Annotated in this window: 12 protein-coding genes; 2 read left to right on the forward strand and 10 right to left on the reverse strand. The window is 58.8% G+C overall.

Features of this window, described 5'->3' with window-relative positions:
- Nucleotides 1-4: 4 nt before the first annotated feature.
- The 6 genes from MHN28_RS04540 to MHN28_RS04565 are packed head-to-tail and all read right to left on the reverse strand — an operon-like array spanning nucleotide 5 to nucleotide 5932.
- Nucleotides 5-391: a Na+/H+ antiporter subunit G gene (locus tag MHN28_RS04540; RefSeq protein WP_239336427.1), complete on the reverse strand. Its 387-nt coding sequence runs from the start codon at nucleotides 389-391 to the stop codon at nucleotides 5-7.
- 7 nt (nucleotides 392-398) lie between these two features.
- A complete protein-coding gene (locus tag MHN28_RS04545) occupies nucleotides 399-668 on the reverse strand; it encodes a K+/H+ antiporter subunit F (RefSeq protein ID WP_239336430.1) in 270 nt (89 codons plus the stop codon).
- Nucleotides 665-1165, reverse strand: a complete 501-nt coding sequence (locus tag MHN28_RS04550) for a Na+/H+ antiporter subunit E (protein ID WP_255732034.1) — start codon at nucleotides 1163-1165, stop codon at nucleotides 665-667. Before MHN28_RS04550 ends, MHN28_RS04545 begins: the two co-directional genes overlap by 4 nt.
- Nucleotides 1162-2706: a monovalent cation/H+ antiporter subunit D gene (locus MHN28_RS04555; protein ID WP_239336434.1), complete on the reverse strand. Its 1545-nt coding sequence runs from the start codon at nucleotides 2704-2706 to the stop codon at nucleotides 1162-1164. The genes MHN28_RS04550 and MHN28_RS04555 overlap by 4 nt, the downstream gene beginning before the upstream one ends.
- A complete protein-coding gene (locus MHN28_RS04560; protein ID WP_239336437.1) occupies nucleotides 2703-3062 on the reverse strand; it encodes a Na+/H+ antiporter subunit C in 360 nt (119 codons plus the stop codon). The genes MHN28_RS04555 and MHN28_RS04560 overlap by 4 nt, the downstream gene beginning before the upstream one ends.
- The gene (locus MHN28_RS04565) at nucleotides 3062-5932 is read right to left on the reverse strand and encodes a monovalent cation/H+ antiporter subunit A (protein WP_239336440.1); all 2871 of its coding nucleotides are present in this window, start codon (nucleotides 5930-5932) and stop codon (nucleotides 3062-3064) included. Before MHN28_RS04565 ends, MHN28_RS04560 begins: the two co-directional genes overlap by 1 nt.
- A gap of 221 nt (nucleotides 5933-6153) precedes the next feature.
- On the opposite strand from MHN28_RS04565, the gene MHN28_RS04570 reads away from it, so the two are divergent.
- Together MHN28_RS04570 and MHN28_RS04575 are read left to right on the forward strand one after the other, a co-directional pair.
- Entirely contained in the window at nucleotides 6154-6627 is a 474-nt protein-coding gene (locus MHN28_RS04570; protein ID WP_239336443.1) for a rhodanese-like domain-containing protein, read from the forward strand.
- Nucleotides 6624-7439 (forward strand): PHB depolymerase family esterase, encoded by an 816-nt coding sequence (locus tag MHN28_RS04575; protein ID WP_239336446.1) that lies wholly within the window; start codon nucleotides 6624-6626, stop codon nucleotides 7437-7439. The genes MHN28_RS04570 and MHN28_RS04575 overlap by 4 nt, the downstream gene beginning before the upstream one ends.
- On the opposite strand, the gene mdoH is transcribed toward MHN28_RS04575, so the two are convergent.
- From mdoH to MHN28_RS04595, 4 genes are read right to left on the reverse strand one after another with little or no spacing between them, the layout of a single operon-like run.
- Nucleotides 7440-9308: a glucans biosynthesis glucosyltransferase MdoH gene (mdoH, locus tag MHN28_RS04580; protein ID WP_239336449.1), complete on the reverse strand. Its 1869-nt coding sequence runs from the start codon at nucleotides 9306-9308 to the stop codon at nucleotides 7440-7442. It abuts the gene before it with no gap.
- Complete coding sequence (locus MHN28_RS04585) at nucleotides 9305-10804, reverse strand: glucan biosynthesis protein (protein ID WP_239336452.1); 1500 nt, start codon at nucleotides 10802-10804, stop codon at nucleotides 9305-9307. Before MHN28_RS04585 ends, mdoH begins: the two co-directional genes overlap by 4 nt.
- On the reverse strand, nucleotides 10801-12018 hold the full coding sequence (locus tag MHN28_RS04590; protein ID WP_239336455.1) for an OpgC family protein: 1218 nt from the start codon (nucleotides 12016-12018) through the stop codon (nucleotides 10801-10803). The genes MHN28_RS04585 and MHN28_RS04590 overlap by 4 nt, the downstream gene beginning before the upstream one ends.
- 31 nt (nucleotides 12019-12049) lie before the next feature.
- Entirely contained in the window at nucleotides 12050-13420 is a 1371-nt protein-coding gene (locus MHN28_RS04595; RefSeq protein ID WP_239336458.1) for a tetratricopeptide repeat protein, read from the reverse strand.
- Nucleotides 13421-13498 lie beyond the last annotated feature (78 nt).

Raw genomic sequence — 13498 nt, forward strand, 5'->3', positions numbered from 1 at the left:
AAACTCAGGTCTTACTATGGTCAGGGACGTCTTCGACCTGCTCGACCGCGTGGGTGGCCCAAAGCTCATCTTCGCCCGCGTCCGGCAGATCGCTGGGCTTTTCATGGCGATGAATGTGCCACTTGGCAATGAACAGGGCCGTGATCGGGGCTGTCAGGAAAAGGAACAGGGTGATCAGCAGCTCATGCAAGGAAACGTGCTGCTCAATCAGGACCGAATGGCAGATCGACGCCAGCAAGACGCCGCCAACGCCCAGTGTCGTCGCCTTGGTGGGCGCGTGCAGGCGGGACATGGGATCTTTTAGCTTGATCATGCCGTAAGACCCGACAAAGCCAAAGATTCCAGACACGATCAGGAAGAAGGCGATCAGAAATTCGAAGATGTAACCCATGCTGCCCTCACTCGATAATATTGCCGCGCAACATGAAGCGCGCATAGGCAACGGTTGAGACAAAGCCCAGCATGGCGATGATCATGGCGGATTCGAAGAAAATCTCGGTTCCCAGGTTGAGGCCATAAAGGATCATCAGGGCGATCGTGTTGATGACCATCGTATCCAGGGCCAGAACGCGGGTGCCGACGCCGTCTGCGGTGATGATCCGCCAGAGGCACATCATGATCGCCGCTCCGAAACAGGCAAACGCAAACCAGATTGCAAATTCGATCATTCGAAAATCTCCTTCAGGCGGCGTTCGTAGCGGTGTTTGATCTGATCGCGTACCGCGTCAGGATCGGGCGCGTCGAGGCAGTGCACCAGCAGGTTATGCCCCTGTGCGGACAGATCGCTGCTGACCGTGCCAGGGGTCATGGTAATAGTGCCTGCCAACACTGTGATCGCCTCGGGCGTACGCAACTCCAGCGGGACACAGATCCAGTTGGGCTGGCGATCCGCGTCGCGTTTGAACAGGATGATCCTGGCTACTGTGATATTGGCGATCACGATATCCCACAGCACGACCAGAATGTACTCGACCACCATGGGCCAGTTGCGCAGTTTTGGCCGATCAGGCCAGTAGGGCTGAGTGATGAACGGGATGATAATTCCAAGGATCAGGCCGAAGACCACCGAGTTCAGTGTCAGGTTGTTGGCCAGCAACACCCAGACCACCGTCAACAGGAACGTCAGGTGCGGGTGCGGGAAAATCCGGTGCAGAAGTCTGATCATGCGTCGCCTCCCAATACGGCCGAGATGTAGTCTTCGGGCGAGAACAGTTGCTCGGCTGTTTTACTGGTATACTCCAGAGCTGGCCCCGCAAACAGTGTCAGCAGGACAAGGCCCATGGCCATTGCGAATACGGCGGTGAACGTCAGGCCCGGGTTGGGCTCGGGCGCGGGTGCGGCCGCGACTTCCTCATCGTTTTCCGGGTCCATTTCCGTGTTGTGTTGGGCGTCGTGGCTTTTCCAGAAGATTAGAGAGCCGGCACGGGCAAGGCCGACGATGGTGATGAACGACCCGATTAGGATCACGGCCCAGATGGCGTTTGCATCCGGCGCGTCGCGCGCAGCGTCCAGTACCAACAGCTTACCGATGAAACCTGACAGCGGTGGCATCCCGGCCAGGGCAATTGCGCCGACAAAAAACAGGGCTGAGATCAGACCGCTTTGCGGCATGGGCGCTGTTGGGGTGATGGCGCCGCCTCGGCGCTCCATTACCAGATCGGCCACAAGGAACATAAGGGCCGTGGCAAGTGTCGAGTGATAGACATAGTACAGCGCCGCAGCGGTAGCCGTCTCGGTGAACAGCGAAATGGCAATCAGCAGTGTTCCCATCGAGGTGATCGCGCAGAAGGCCACCATTCGCGCGATATGTTGCGCGCCGAGAATGCCAATCGCACCAATGGCCAGAGTCAGCATTGCAGCTGGTTGCAGCCATGTCCCGACCAGACCCTGCGTTGCTTCGACCTCGGGGCCGAAGCCAAGCGTATACATCCGCAGGATCGAATACGCGCCGACTTTGGTCATGATTGCGAACAAGGCTCCCACGGGCAAAGGCGCATTAGCATAACTGGCCGGCAGCCAGAAATGTAACGGCAAAACGGCGGCCTTGATGCAGAATACCAACAGCAATAGTACCGCACCAACGCGCAACAGCGCGGTGTCCTCTGCTGGTAATTCGGCCACCCGCAGCGCCATGTCGGCCATGTTCAACGTTCCGGTCACGCCGTAGAGCGTGCCCAGCGCAAACAGGAACAGCGTTGAGCCAAGAAGGTTATAGGCTACGTACTGAACGCCCGCTTTGAGCCGAACCGACCCGCCCCCGTGGGTCATCAGACCGTACGAGGCGATCAGCAAAACCTCGAAGAAAACAAACAGGTTGAAAGCGTCGCCGGTCAGGAATGCCCCGCAGACGCCCATAAGCTGAAAGTGAAACAGGGCATGGAAATGTTTGCCCCGGTCATCCCAGCCAGAGGCAATGGCATAAAGAACGATCGGCAGGGCCAGCAGGGCGGTCAGCAAAACCATCATGGCCGACAGGCGGTCCAGCACCAGAACGATGCCGAAGGGCGCGGGCCAGTTGCCCAGCTCATAGACCTGAATGTCTCCACCCGCAGCTTGCGCCGTGATGGTCAGGGCAATGCCCAATAGGCCAACGACACCTGCGACCGAGAAGATGCGCTGCAAGTCCAGATGGTACCGCAGTACCATGATGATAAACGGGGCCAGGATCGCGGGCAGGACGATCGGCGCAACGATCCAATGGTTCATGCGTCTTCTCCCGGCGCGTCCACGCTGTCCTGTGCGGTCATGTCAATGTGGTCATCCTTCGAGGACAGGTACGCGCTGAGCGCGATCATCACGATCACCGCCGTCATCCCGAATGAGATCACGATGGCCGTCAGCACCAGCGCCTGTGGCAGCGGATCGGTGTAGGGCACCTCTTTGTACTTGTTCAGAACCGCTGGCGCGTCCAGCGCCAGCCGCCCGGTCGCGAACAGGAACACGTTCACTGCATAGGTGATCAGGGACAGACCCAGAATGACAGGAAAGGTACGGCGGCGCAGAATCAGGAAAATCCCGGCAGCAGTCATGACGCCAACGGCAGAGGCTACAAGCGCTTCCATCAGGCCTGCTCCTTTTGTTGTTCTTCTTCCGGCGGATCATCCCGCAGCGGGTTGATATCCATCGGGAATTCCTGCGCCATGCCCGGCTGCCAGGCAAAGCGTGACAAGCTGTCGAGCGCCAGCATCACCGCACCCAGAACGGCCAGGAAGACGCCTGTATCGAACAGGATGGCCGTGGCCCATTCGAATTCTTCCAAAGGTGGCCAATTGATGTAGCCATAGTCGCTGGTCAGGAATGGGCGCTCGTTGAACCAGGCGCCCAGACCGGTGGCCGCAGCAATCAGGACGCCCCAGCCGATGGAGCCGTGATAGTAAAACCGCTGGCGTTCGATAGCCCAGGTATAGCCACTGGCCATGTACTGCATCAGGAACGCGATCGCGACGACCAGACCGGCGATGAAACCGCCTCCGGGCTGGTTGTGGCCGCGGAAAAAGATGTAGGCCCCGACCATCAGGGCGATGGGCATCATCATCCGTGTCACGACCACCATCATCAGCGGGTGCGAGTCCCCCGATTGCGGCCAATGCGGTTTCCGGTTCAGCAGGTAGCTGCGGACATTGGTGCTCAGAACAGCTTCGGTCAGGGCAAAGATAACCAGCGCGGCGATACCCAGAACAATGATCTCGCCAAAGGTATCAAAACCCCGGAAGTCCACCAGAATCACGTTGACCACGTTGGTGCCGCCACCGCCTTCATACGAGTTCGCCAGATGAAAGTCTGAAATTGTCGGAAAGGCAAAGTCCCGCAGCAGTATCGCATAGACCAGCGCGCCCGAACCAATCCCAGCCACGACCGAGATCGCAGCATCCCGCCAGCGTCGCGCGGCGCTGCTGTCCCACGGGGTGTCCGTGGGCAGGAAGTTCAGCGACAACAGCAGCAGGATCATCGTCACCACTTCGACCGAGATCTGTGTCAGCGCCAGATCCGGAGCTGAAAGGTAGTTGAATGCCATCGAAACGATCAGGCCGACCACGCCGATCAGCACCAGCGACAGCAAGCGGTTGCGGTGGAACCACATGATCGCCAGCGTTGCGCCCACCAGGCAGATCCACCCGATGACAGGGATGGTCTGGATCGGCAACGGCTCGCGGGTCTCGGGGCCGATCGTGCCGGTCGTATAAGCATAGTATCCCAGCGCGAGGGTAAAGCCGATCATGATAATCGCATAGCGGCTGAGAACGCCGTTGTGCAAAGTGTCGGTGATCAACCGGCTGAGTTTTGTCAGCACGCCGATTACCGCGTCAAAGATCACCTTGGCCTCGGGGCGTGGGAGTGCATTCCACACCTTCTCTTCGTGCCGGTGCAGGCTCAGCAGGAACAGACCGCCAAGTGTCGCCACTGCCGACATGTAAAGCGCTGGTGTCAAACCGTGCCACAGTTTCAGTGAGTAGTAGGGCAGCTTCTCACCCCCGATTACCGCACTGGAAACGACGGCAACCAGCGGCCCGACAATGGCGTTCGAATACAGCCCGATCAGCACCACGAGTACCACAAGGAAGGCGGGGGCCAGCCACAACCCGACTGGCGGGTCATGCGGGTGCGCCGGATAGTCGTGGCGCTCGGGGCCCAGGAAAACGTGGCTGATAAAACGGAAAGAGTAGGCCGCCGAAAACAGCGCCGCCAGCAGTGCCAGGCCAGGCACCAGATAGTGGGAGTTCAGCCAGGTGGTGTGAACGGTTTCCTCCAGCATCATTTCCTTGGACAGGAACCCGTTCAGCGGCGGAATGCCGGCCATCGACAGCGCAGCGATGGTGCCAATTGTAAAGGTGATCGGCATCAGGTGGCGCAGCCCGCCCAGTCGCTTGATGTCGCGCGTGCCTGTCTCGTGATCCACGATCCCGGCAGTCATGAACAACGCACATTTGAAAGTCGCGTGGTTGATGATGTGGAAGATCGCGGCAACAGCGGCGATCTTTGTGCCAAAGCCCAGCAACATGGTGACCAGCCCAAGATGCGACACGGTCGAAAACGCCAGCAGGGCTTTCAGGTCATCCTTGTACAAAGCGATCACTGCACCGATGAGCATGGTGATCAGTCCAGTTGTGGCTACTATATAGAACCAGGCGTCCGTGCCCGCCAATACGGGCCACATGCGGGCCATCAGGAACAGCCCCGCCTTCACCATCGTGGCCGAGTGCAGGTAGGCCGAAACTGGCGTCGGTGCCGCCATGGCATGGGGCAACCAGAAATGGAACGGGAACTGGGCCGACTTGGTGAAACAGCCTAGCAGGATCAGGATCAGTGCGGGCAGGTAGTAGGGCGATCCTTGAATGAGTTCCTTGTTCTGCAGAATAACACTCAGGTCATATGACCCGACTATATTGCCGAGGATCAGCATCCCGGCGATCATGGCCAATCCGCCGGAACCTGTCACCGCCAGCGCCATCCGGGCGCCTTGGCGCCCTTCGGGCAGGTGTTTCCAATATCCGATCAGCAGAAATGAGCTGAGTGATGTGAGTTCCCAAAAGATGAGCAAAAGCAATATGTTGTCCGATAGAACGATCCCGACCATCGCGCCTTGAAACAGCAACAGATAGGTATAGAACTGCCCCATTGGGTCTTCGCGAGACAGGTAGAACCGCGCATACAGGATGATTAACAATCCGATACCCAGGATCAGACCGGCAAAGAGAAACCCAAGCCCGTCCAGCATGAAATTTGCGTTGAGCCCCAACCCCGGGATCCAGTCGAACCGGGCTGTCACAACGTCTCCGCGCATGACCGAAGGGATGTGGATCAACAGACCTGCCAGAGCGAGAAAACTGGTCAAACCTGCCGCCGAAGCGGCTGCATTTCGTCCTGCCCTGATCAGAAGGGCTGGGAAAACAGCGCCGAGAAAAGGAAGGGCCGCGATTAGGAATAGGGACAAGTGCGATACTCCGTTCTTGGCGGTCAAGTGGTACTGATTTTGTACGGATAATTTTCTTACTGTCCAGCTATTACAATTTAATTGTCGCGCACTATCACAGTCAGACAACAGTGTTTTCTGACGAAAATAATGACGTGAACTTGATCCGCGGGGGCAAATTCGGCGCGGATTCGAATATTACGGTGTGATAGAACCATTCTGTCAGGTCAGGAGGGTGTCACGTGGCCCTAAACGCAAACCGATCCCGCAGGTGGATCTTGATCGGAGGCTCTGCCGCAGTAGCGGCCGGATTTGCGATACGTGAGTACCGCCTGATCCCTCCTGACTACGCCGGCAAACAGCTGAGTGTTCAGGCCGCGCACAAGAAGGCCGTTTCTGGGGACATATTGTTGTTGGACATACGAACTCCCAAGGAATGGCAGGCGACCGGGATCGGGGAGGGTGCTCATTTTCTGGACATGCGCCGCGAGGATTTTATCCCTGCGCTGACACAGCTTTCTCAGGGCGACAAAGGTACGGCGATCGCATTGATTTGCGCTCGGGGCGTCCGCTCGGCTCGGCTAAGCAACAGACTGACCGAGGCAGGTTTTACAAACATCATTGATGTACCAGAAGGTATGTTGGGTTCGGCCGCCGGGCCGGGTTGGGTGCGTGCCGGATTACCGGTCAATAACTACGACAGGAGTGCAGGATGATCCGGGAATTGACGCTGGCAGCTGGCCTGACGTTGATAGGGCAGGCGGGGCTTGCCGCCTGTGCCGATCAGGATGGCATGTGCGAGATCGCCTCGGGCGGGTATCACATCGAATTGCCCGAGGATGAAAACCCGCCGCTGGTTGTGTTTCTGCACGGTTATGGCGGGACTGCTACGGGGACATTGAAGAACCGCGGTATGGTCGAGCCGTTGCTGGCACGCGGCTATGCCGTGATGGCGCCAGAGGGTTCAGAACGCAACGGGCGGCAAAGCTGGAACTTCTTCCCAGGGTGGGAAGGGCGCGATGAAGCGGCCTTTTTGACTGAGGCTGTGCAAGACGCCGCGGATCGGTTTGGTGTTGATACGGATCGGGTCGTTCTGGGCGGCTTCTCGGCAGGGGCCTTTATGGTTTATTACCTTGCCTGTGCCGCGCCGGGTACTTTCTCGGCTTATGTGCCAGTGTCAGGCGGGTTCTGGCGACCGGATCCCGAGACATGCGACGGCCCGGTGCGCCTGTTCCACACTCATGGCTGGACAGACAATGTTGTTCCGCTGGAAGGAAGGCTGTTGGGAGGAGGGCGGTTCCATCAGGGCGATATTTTCGCAGGTCTGGAGATTTGGCGCGAGGCCAATGAATGCGTCGACACTAAGCCCACCGGGTTCAGCACCACGGGTCAGTTCATGCGCCGCAAGTGGACCACATGCGCCGAAGGCAGCGCTCTGGAATTCGCGCTGTTCCCCGGCGGTCACAATGTGCCCAAAGGCTGGGCCGACATGATGGTCGATTGGTACGAGGGCCTGCCGGGCGGGTGATCACTCGGCAGGGGTCATGATGCCTTTACCCTCGATCACGGTCTTCAACTCATCCCGGTAGCGACGGGCCGAGCGCGTAATGGCAGGTTCCTGAAAGTCCTCTTTCATGCCGACCATGCGGCGCGCAGCACCGGCCGAGACACCGCTAAGCGCGGACAGGGGAATCGCCAGCGCAAGGCTGATGGCGATCGGCGCCAACCAGATAGAAACAAGGCCGGACAGAATGCCAACGCTTAGTGCGATGCCGCTGATGGTCTCAACCGAGTGGCAGAGGATCAACGTGCGCAGGCTGTAGCTGCCGCCATCCCGAGCTTGCGGAGACCAGCCCTTTTGGATTCCAAGCGCGGTACGGAATACGGCGATCACCTGCTGCACCATCAGGATGGGGGCGTACAGAATTGACAGAAGCACTTCGGTCAGGAACGAAGTCACAAACTTTCGCCCACCACCGAATTCGGCATAACGCACCCCGCTGAGCGGTAGGGCCATAACACCCAGTACCTTTGGCGCAAGCAGCATCGCATACATCACCAGAATGATCAGCACATGGCGGGTTTCCGACATCTCGGGCCACTGCGGGAACATTGGATTATCAGGGCTGAAGTAATGCAGGACCGAAGCATCCTCGCCCTGACCAATCAGCGCCCACATGACCAGCAACGCAAACCACAATGGCGACATCAGATAGCCAACGGCTCCGTGGAACATGTGGAACCGCGACACGGGCTGGAACCCGGCAGAGCCCAACAGTTTCAGGTGCTGCAGGTTGCCCTGACACCAGCGCCGGTCACGCAGTGCGTGGTCGATGAGTGTTGGCGGCGTTTCTTCATAAGATCCGCGAATACGGGGCAGAAACCGCACGGCCCATCCGGCTCGACGCAAAAGGCCGGCCTCGACAAAATCGTGGCTCATGATCAGTTTTTCCTGACCATTCAGCGCCCGCAGTTTTGGCAGGCCTGCACAATTGGCGAAAGCCTTGGTGCGGATAATCGCGTTGTGGCCCCAATAGTTGCCTTCCTGTCCGCACCAACGCGCAAGACCTTCGGCAAATGCGATTCCGTAGACGCCATTGGCGAATTGCTGCATCCGGGCGAAAACCGATTGCGCGCCGATCAGCTGTGGATAGCTCTGAATCAGCCCCGCGCCCGGATCGCGCGCCAGAGCGTCTGTCAGGCGAGCGATGGCACGACCAGTCATCAGACTGTCGGCGTCCAGCACCAGCATCGCATCCCAATCCGAACCCCAACGGCTGACCCAATCGGCAATGTTGCCGACTTTTCGGTCCGTGTTCTGCTCGCGGCGGCGATAATACAGCTCAAGACCGGGTGCGAGGGTTGTACGCAGCGCTTCGATACTGGCCTGCTCCTGCGCAGCAATCTCGGGGTCGCGGGTGTCGGACAGGATGAACATGGCATAGTCGTGCTGCCCGCCCCGCGTCTGCAGATCTTCCAGCATCGTTCGGGCGTTGCCCAGCACGTTCCAGGGAACTTCGTTATAAACCGGCATCAACAGCGCCACGCGCAGCGGTTGCGACCGCCCTTGGCGGACCGGACGCTCTTGCCGGGACAAGGACACCATACCCAGCAAGACGGTGCAGACCGTGAAGGAAATCCAGAAGAAGTTGAAAGAGATCAGGGCCAGCAGAATGCCCTCGATCAGGTTGATGCCTTCCGCATCGAACCAATCAGTCATAACCCAAAGCAAGCCAAGGGTCGCGGCCATTGCCGGCGAAAACGCCAACGCGCGCCAAAAGCCGGTCGAAGGGCGCTTGCCGTCCGGGACCTGCGCATCCCGGAAACCCGCGCTGAAATCCTGCGCGGGCATGGCCAAAGGCGCCTCAGGGGGCATGATATGCAGGTCTCGGTTCATGAGGTCCAACGGTAGAGCCAGACTTCAGAGGCCGGCTGTTTATCCTTCAGCAACTGCGCGCGCAGTTCGACATGGTCGCGGTCGCCGGGCTCGAATGAAAACGCCAGCCGTAGCCCGCCGGTGTCCGGGTTGCGTTGCAAAACGCCCTCGGATGTCTCGGCGTGGGGAGAATCCACGAAAATCGTCATCGACTCAGGGTCTTCGAACAACTCGCTCTCTTCAAAATCGATAACGGCCAGACGTCCTTCGCCGAAGGTGTTTTCACCCATCGCCGTATTGATCACGCGCGGCATCGGCGTGCGTTGAGGTTCCTCACCCCAGATCAGGCGATAGGACAGATCGACCTGGCTCCCGGCGGCATAAGGCTCCATAGGCCGCCAATAGGCGACGATATTGTCATAGATTTCCTGATCCGCCGGAATCTCGACCAGCGTGACGGTGCCCTTGCCCCAACCTGAGCCTGGCTCGACCCACAGGCCGGGGCGTTTGTGGTAGTTCGCCTCGAGGTCCGCGTAATCCGAGAATTTACGTTTCCGCTGCATCAGTCCAAAACCGCGCGGGTTCGTGTCGACGAACGAGGAAATCTGCAGGCGCGTCGGATTTGCCAAAGGCCGCCACAGAACCTCTCCGGCGCCGTTGCGGATCAGCAGACCGTCGCTGTCGTGCACGGCAGGGCGAAAGTCGTCGAACCGGCTGTGGTTGGTCTGATCGAACAGGAACATCGACGTGCCGGGGGCGATGCCCACGTGGCTCAGTTCCTCGCGCGGGAACAACGTGGCTTCGATATCCATCACGCAATCCGCGCCCGCGGTTACGTTGAACCGGTAGGCACCTGTCACACTCGGGCTGTCCATCAACGCATGGACAACCATATCGCGTTGACCGGGTTTGGGACGTTCCAACCAGAAGCGGATGAACTCGGGGAACTCCTCACCATCCGGGTCACCGGTCTTCAAGGCCAGACCTCGGGCGGACAGACCGTAAACCTCGTGCAGGCCGATGGCGCGGAAATAGCTGGCCCCTTGCCAGACACAGAACTCGTCGGTTTTTCCGGGGCGGTGCATTTCGGTGCGCAGGCGCAGGCCAGAAAAGCCCAGCGTGTCGTCGATGGGTAGTTCCGGGACCTCTTCGGACTTGTCGAACATCGCCAAGTCGAAAGCGACCGGGGTCGCCATGCCGTTCTCAACCGTCGACACTTTGACCGCGCGCGGGAAGTACAGACCCGGGGTAAAGAAATCGACATTAAAAGGCGTCTCAGTTTCGTACCAAAGCGCTCGGTCCAGCCGGAACCGGATCGAGCGGTATTGCTGATATGTCAGGTCCTGCCATTCCTGCGGAACCATATCGCGTTCGGCGTAGGGTTGGCTGGCCAGTTCACGAGCCAGCGCTATGACGTCGTTGCGGTCAAACGGGGTTTCCCCACCGGTGGCAAATGTGGCCGGCGCGAAGGCAAGCGCCGAAGTCGAGGCCAAAAATGCGCGACGTGTAAAATTCATTTCTTAGACTTCCAAGGTTGTGACTTAAACCAAGCGGCCATGTATGCCACGCCGATGATCATCGCAAAGCCAATCATGTTGGCGACGAAAACACTGGCAACATCCCGCCCACTCAGATCCAGTCCGACGCCGATAAGTCGTGCTGCTGCCATCGAAAAAACGAATACTGCCAGTGATTGCTGCCCGACTTTGGTGATCACGGTCAGCAGGATCTGCCAGATTTTGGCTGCCATTCCGTGACCGGTGGCGATCAGCCGGTGGCCGTGTTCACCCGCCACGACCCAGCCCAGATAGGCCAGCGACAGGAAGTGAAGATAGCGGAACAGGCCGAAATCGGTCTTGTCGCGGAACTCTTTCGTCACGGGCCAGACTTTGCGGATCTCATCCGCCAGATCAGGGGCTGCGGCGTTGATCCATGTGAACACTTTCCACGACCCGAACGGCATCGAGAAAATCAGGAACAAAGCTGCGGCCCAGATCAGTGTTTTCGACACCGGGGGCGCTGGAATCCAACCTCGCATGAAGGCAAAGCCAGTGAAGAACAGCAGTTGCCAGCCGAAGGGGTTGAAGAACCATTGACGCTCTGACCATGGCTCGGCCGGTAGGTCCAAAACATCGAATTGTGCGACCAACCAAATCGCGACGGATGCTAGTGCAACGGCCCAGAAGCCGATCCTCGACAAACCCATGAACAGCGGCATCATCGCCAGAACCACCAGATACATCGGCAGGATGTCAAAGTAGTTCGGCACATAGGTCAGCGTGAACAGCCCGACGATCTGAGGGGCCGGATCGTTGAAGAAATGTTGGAGGTTCAGGGAGGAGATATAGCTTTTCTCGAACAACCCGCTCTGATCCAGCGCGGCCATCGACATGGCGACAAAGAAGAACAGCGCGATATGCGCCCAGTAAACCTGCCAGATACGGAACGACACGCGGGCGGTGCCCATCCACCAGCCCTTGCGCAGGAAGGCTCCGCCAAAGGCGATCGCCGAGGCCATGCCCGAACAGAACACGAAAATCTCAGTCGCGTCCGAGAACCCGAACCGGGCAGGAATCCACTTGGCCCAGGGGTCGTTCGGGATATGCGCGATCAGGATGATGAACATCGCGATACCGCGATAGAAATCCAGTCGCGGGTCGCGCGTGCGGGCAGGGGCCGCCACAGAGGCAGCCACCGGCGCAAAATCAGAAGCGGGCGAAACTGTCGCCATACGAGTTCTGTCCTTCTTGGTCTTGTTTTTGTTATTCAGCCGGGACGCTTTGTGCGTCTCCGTTGTCACGTGCTGCGTCGATCAATGCGCGGCGCGCAAGAGCGTAATTGTCTTCGCCCCCGGCCCTTTTGGCGCGGCGATCGTCCAGGATGCGCTCGACAGCATCCAGACGGCCGGCACGCAGGCCGGAATCAATTGTGATGCGCTCGAAAACATCACGTTGGGCGTGGCTTCCACCTGCCAATTGCATACCTGCTCGGGCATTCGACAAAAAGTCGAAGGCGTCGCCGTACAGGCCTTCGCCGAAGGCCTCAAGGCCCTTGGCCGCGGCAATGCCTGGATCGGACATGCGGATCGGGGTATCCCCCTGATTACGTTGCGCATCTTTCTGAATACGTTGCAACATTTTACCGGTTGCATCCGTGCGGCTGTCACCGGTCAGCGCCAGAAGATAGTGAAGATCGGCAAAGATCAGGCAGCCATCTTCGGTTCGCGCGGCGCTGAGATCAGCCAGTTCTTCCCAGCGGTTTCCGACTTCGACGCCCTCAAGCTCAAGCCGCGACAGCAGCGAGGTTGCGTTCGAGATATCACGGTAGTCGTCGGTTTTGTCCTGACGGATATAGTTGTCGTACAACTCCATCACCTGATCGACCTGACCCAGATCCAGATGCATCAGCGCCTTGTGCCACCAGACGTGATAGCGGAAGTTGTTGCAATGGGTCCAAGCCTCTTCGCGCCCGGCCAGCCAATCAAGGCCCAATTGCGCGTTGCCTGTCATCTCATGCACGTGTGCTACGGCGTGCAGACCCCAGGCATCGTCGGACACCATCCACAACGCCTGACGGCCCGCGATCTCGGCCTTTTCGTAAGCGCCGGTTTCTTCCAGCGCGAAGGAATGACAGCCCAGCAAATAGCCGCGACCCGCATGATCAGGTTCATAAGCAGGCAGAACGCGTTCGATCGACCGGCGCATCCCGTGCGGGTCGCCCAGCACAAAGCGTGTCGCATGGCTGAGCTTCATGGCCAGCGTGTCCTGCGGGTGGGCGCGCAGGATCTCTTCGAATTTCTGAATGGCTTGCGTGGGCAGGTCGGCCAGATACAGACCCAACGCTTCGACATAAAGCCGTTCGCGCGCCGAGACCGGCTGACGCTCCATAGCGCTATTGGCGGCGGCAAGGGCTTCGACTGCGACTGGCATCATCTCGCGACGGCCCAGCAGAACCATGAACAGGCCTTTGATCGCATGGCCCAGGGCAAAATCGGGCTCAAGCTCAAGAACTGTGCCAAGATGCTGCGGCGTAACGGCGGCATGGGCCATGAACCCAAGCAGAACACCATCCCACGCTTCGACGCTTGCCGGATGGCTCAGGGTGTTCATCTGTCCGAAAACGTCTTGCTTCATGTTCATGTTCCGATCCAATCGAGAATTTCTACAACAAATGATGTAGCAGAGACTCCGACAGCGTCGTATCAGTATCGG

The sequence above is a fragment of the Ruegeria sp. Ofav3-42 genome (assembly GCF_022347725.1).
Lineage (GTDB): Bacteria > Pseudomonadota > Alphaproteobacteria > Rhodobacterales > Rhodobacteraceae > Ruegeria.

Coding starts and splice junctions, on each gene's coding strand:
- MHN28_RS04540 (WP_239336427.1), bottom strand. CDS start 391: ATGGGTTACATCTTCGAATTTCTGATCGCCTTCTTCCTGATCGTGTCT.
- MHN28_RS04545 (WP_239336430.1), bottom strand. CDS start 668: ATGATCGAATTTGCAATCTGGTTTGCGTTTGCCTGTTTCGGAGCGGCG.
- MHN28_RS04550 (WP_255732034.1), bottom strand. CDS start 1,165: ATGATCAGACTTCTGCACCGGATTTTCCCGCACCCGCACCTGACGTTC.
- MHN28_RS04555 (WP_239336434.1), bottom strand. CDS start 2,706: ATGAACCATTGGATCGTTGCGCCGATCGTCCTGCCCGCGATCCTGGCC.
- MHN28_RS04560 (WP_239336437.1), bottom strand. CDS start 3,062: ATGGAAGCGCTTGTAGCCTCTGCCGTTGGCGTCATGACTGCTGCCGGG.
- MHN28_RS04575 (WP_239336446.1), top strand. CDS start 6,624: ATGATCCGGGAATTGACGCTGGCAGCTGGCCTGACGTTGATAGGGCAG.
- mdoH (WP_239336449.1), bottom strand. CDS start 9,308: ATGAACCGAGACCTGCATATCATGCCCCCTGAGGCGCCTTTGGCCATG.
- MHN28_RS04585 (WP_239336452.1), bottom strand. CDS start 10,804: ATGAATTTTACACGTCGCGCATTTTTGGCCTCGACTTCGGCGCTTGCC.
- MHN28_RS04590 (WP_239336455.1), bottom strand. CDS start 12,018: ATGGCGACAGTTTCGCCCGCTTCTGATTTTGCGCCGGTGGCTGCCTCT.
- MHN28_RS04595 (WP_239336458.1), bottom strand. CDS start 13,420: ATGAAGCAAGACGTTTTCGGACAGATGAACACCCTGAGCCATCCGGCA.